Origin of the sequence: Helicobacter saguini, assembly GCF_000762875.2 — a bacterium.
Taxonomy (GTDB): domain Bacteria; phylum Campylobacterota; class Campylobacteria; order Campylobacterales; family Helicobacteraceae; genus Helicobacter_A; species Helicobacter_A saguini.
In genome coordinates, this window is record NZ_JRMP02000040.1 from 1 (window position 1) to 3,183 (window position 3,183).

Here is a 3,183-nt window from a genome sequence, read left to right on the forward strand (position 1 = left end):
AACTTGCTATCGTTACCCTTGCAATCCTTAATCATTCTTTGAAAATTATGCAACACAATATCACATAAGCAATTTTCTAAACATTCAATTTCATTTTTATTCATTTCGCCCCCTTAAAAGCTTAATGTATCATTATCATTAGTCTTATTAGTTTCATTAGATTCTAATATTTCTTTTAAATTAGTAGAATCTATTTCAACACTTACCTTTTTGCTAGAATCTAGCATATAGCTATCACTTGCTACCATTTGTAGCTTATTATCACTTGCTACCATTAAGCTATCGATATATCCACACCAGAAATCCATTAGCTTCTTTTTCATTAATTCATAAGTAGCAAAATTATAGCTTCCCTCGCTTCCTTGCATTGTAGAATGTGCCAGACAAGAATCAATAATATATTTGTGTATATTATGCTCTAAACCTTTTTCATTTAGAATCGTAGAGAAAGCCTTGCGTATGCAATGTAAGTTAATATTTAGCTTCCTTTTTACCATTTCACTAAACACATTTTTAAAAGTATATTGACTTGCTTTTGTGGTATTTTTGTAAGTTTTAAAGCTAAATTCTATATTTCCATTTTTTACCTTGCTATAAAAATATTTATTTGCAAACTTAGAATCTAAATTATATTTCTTAGCAACTTGCAAAAAAACTTACGTCTATCCCCCCGCTTCAATTCTTTATCACTTAAGGCTTTTTTACATTCTTTTAAGGCTTTTATCACATTTGAAATATAGATTTTATGACTTGCTAAATTTCTATCAAACACAAAATTAGAAATCTTACACTTTTGCATTTCTTTAAGAATTGCAAGTGCACCAGAATTCAAGGGTAAGATAAAATCTTGTTTATTTTTCATTTCACTACCTTTGAATGTTAGAATCTTTTTTGTAAAGTCAATATGCTTCCATTCCAGCATTACAACATTTTTTAAACGCAATGCAGTATATATTGTGAATAAAACCATTTTAAAAAGCAATGTATCCTTAATGTGTGTTTTATATTTTTTATTCACAAAATCCACATTTAGCAAGGCTTTTAAATCATTTTCACTAATTGAATCTAGCTTTTTGTATTTATGTGTTTTGTAGCTAATCTTGTAGTCAATTTCCAAAAACACATTTCTTACAATATATTTTTTTTCTTTTAGCAATCTAAATATATTTTTCATAAGTATAAAAATCTTATCAGTATATTTGATTTTTTTATGCAATTTATCCAGCCACGCCCTTACAAACGCTTCAGTAACATTATTACATTTCACATTTTCGAAATATGAAAGCACGTGCAAATTAAACATTCTTTTATAATTTGCAATCGTTTCATTCCTTAAATCCTTGCTTTTGATATACATATCAAACGCTTCCAAAATATGCAAATCATTTTGATTTTTTTTCATAGTAAGATAATCTTTTAAGCTTAGATAGCTATCTTTGAAATCCTTGCTATTTAGCACAACTTGCATTTCCTTAACCTTTGCTTTGCTAGATTCTAAATCTAAGTTAGAATCTACCTTGCAAAGTGTTATCATTTGTGTTTTTTTGTTTTGTGTAAATCTATACACTAAACTACAATTTACGCTTTTATTGCTATATTGCAATAGCAAGGATAAGCCTTTGCATTCCTTGCAACTAATAAGCTTATTGTTTAAGCTTTTGCTTTTAATGGCAGATTCTAAAAACTCTACCTTGCAATCATTAGCAAAACTTGCAAACAATCCACTTTTAGCATTTTTAAGCAATCTTAGATTTTTTCTTAAATCACTAACATTATCCAAAATCTTAATCACAAATTCATAAGATTCTACAATATCCAACACGTCCGCTTTTGAATTAAAATTCAACATTTTTTATCCTTAAGTTTAAATTTTTAATGTTACACAATGTAACATTTTTAAGATTTTAAAGATTTTTTGTCAATATATCTTAACCTTAAATGAAACTTAAGCAAGTCCTTAAAACGCCCAGCTGTCCGCATTTTTTGCTACTTACAACTTTACTAACAATCTTAATAGATATTTATATGCTTTTTTTGGCAGATTCCATTGATTTAAGAATCAATGAATTTTAAAAGTGTGTATTTTGTGATATTTTGTAAGATTATTCTATCATTTGATTGATATATAGATAATAAACATAAAAAACAATATATTAATAGTGTAAAATATGTTATGGATAATCAATATAATGGGAAGGAAGTGTATGTAGAAGATTTAATGTTTCCCAACAAGCGAAAAATTAAAGTTGGAATATTAAAAGGTGATATGACCACAAATCAAGTTAAGAGATTTTTTGATAGATACGGACCTTTTAGAATTTTATCCTAAGTTTGACTATAAAAATAACAAACAAAAACAAGGTTTCCATGCCTGTTTATTTAAACATAAAGATTCTAAACAATATACACTAGCTATTCGTGGTAGCTATGATACAAAAGATTATTTAGAAGCTGATTTTTGGAATCTATTAACAAAAGGGCAAGTGCCACAAGTATACTACGAAAATATGCTAAGATTCTATAACAAATGTGTAGAAAAATACCCTGATATAACGCAACCCAAAAGCCTTAATATAACGGGATATTCACTAGGAGGTTGTCTTGCTCAATTATTTGCTTTAAATCTTTGCAATGATAAAAATGAAGCAAATATCAATGAAGTTTATACATTTAATTCACCTGGAGCTAAAAATTTAAAACCACCTTATGATTTGATTAGTAATATAAATGAAATATTAGATTCTAACTTAGTTTCTTTATATAAAAATCTTTTAGAAAACTATAAGAATAGATTCAAACACAAACTAAACATAAGCAATAGAATCTATCATATACAAACAACTTATGATACAGATGCGATAAATAATCAATGGCAAGATAATCTTATACAAAATCTAGGTGTAGATATTGTGGGCAATCATTATAACATTAACACAGGAATAAAATTGCGTGGTGCAGAGTGTTTTAAGATTGGAAAATGGTTTCTTTCTCATTCTGTAATGCCTGCAACTCAAACTCTCTATTTCTACTCCTATCTTTTAGAATCATCAATTAATGATAGTATCTTTCTCTATAGTATAGAAGTAAATAAAGCTTTGCAAGAAGGAGATTATGATGATAATAATCCCATAAGTGTTAATAATCCACCACATTGGCTTTATGCTACTATAGATAAAACACTTT

General features: G+C 27.4%; 3 protein-coding genes. 1 reads left to right on the forward strand and 2 read right to left on the reverse strand.

Translation table 11 applies throughout. The features are described 5' to 3' along the window. Nucleotides 1-113: 113 nt before the first annotated feature. Together LS64_RS11980 and LS64_RS11985 are read right to left on the reverse strand one after the other, a co-directional pair. Nucleotides 114-650, reverse strand: coding sequence for a site-specific integrase (locus tag LS64_RS11980; RefSeq protein WP_118949216.1), 537 nt, complete (start codon nucleotides 648-650; stop codon nucleotides 114-116). Next, the gene (locus LS64_RS11985) at nucleotides 623-1,849 is read right to left on the reverse strand and encodes a tyrosine-type recombinase/integrase (protein ID WP_118949215.1); all 1,227 of its coding nucleotides are present in this window, start codon (nucleotides 1,847-1,849) and stop codon (nucleotides 623-625) included. The genes LS64_RS11980 and LS64_RS11985 overlap by 28 nt, the downstream gene beginning before the upstream one ends. Before the next feature lie 445 nt (nucleotides 1,850-2,294). Between LS64_RS11985 and LS64_RS11990 the strand changes: the two genes are divergently transcribed. Next, nucleotides 2,295-3,183 (forward strand): lipase family protein (locus LS64_RS11990; protein ID WP_238699494.1); only part of this gene is annotated, 889 nt, incomplete at its 3' end.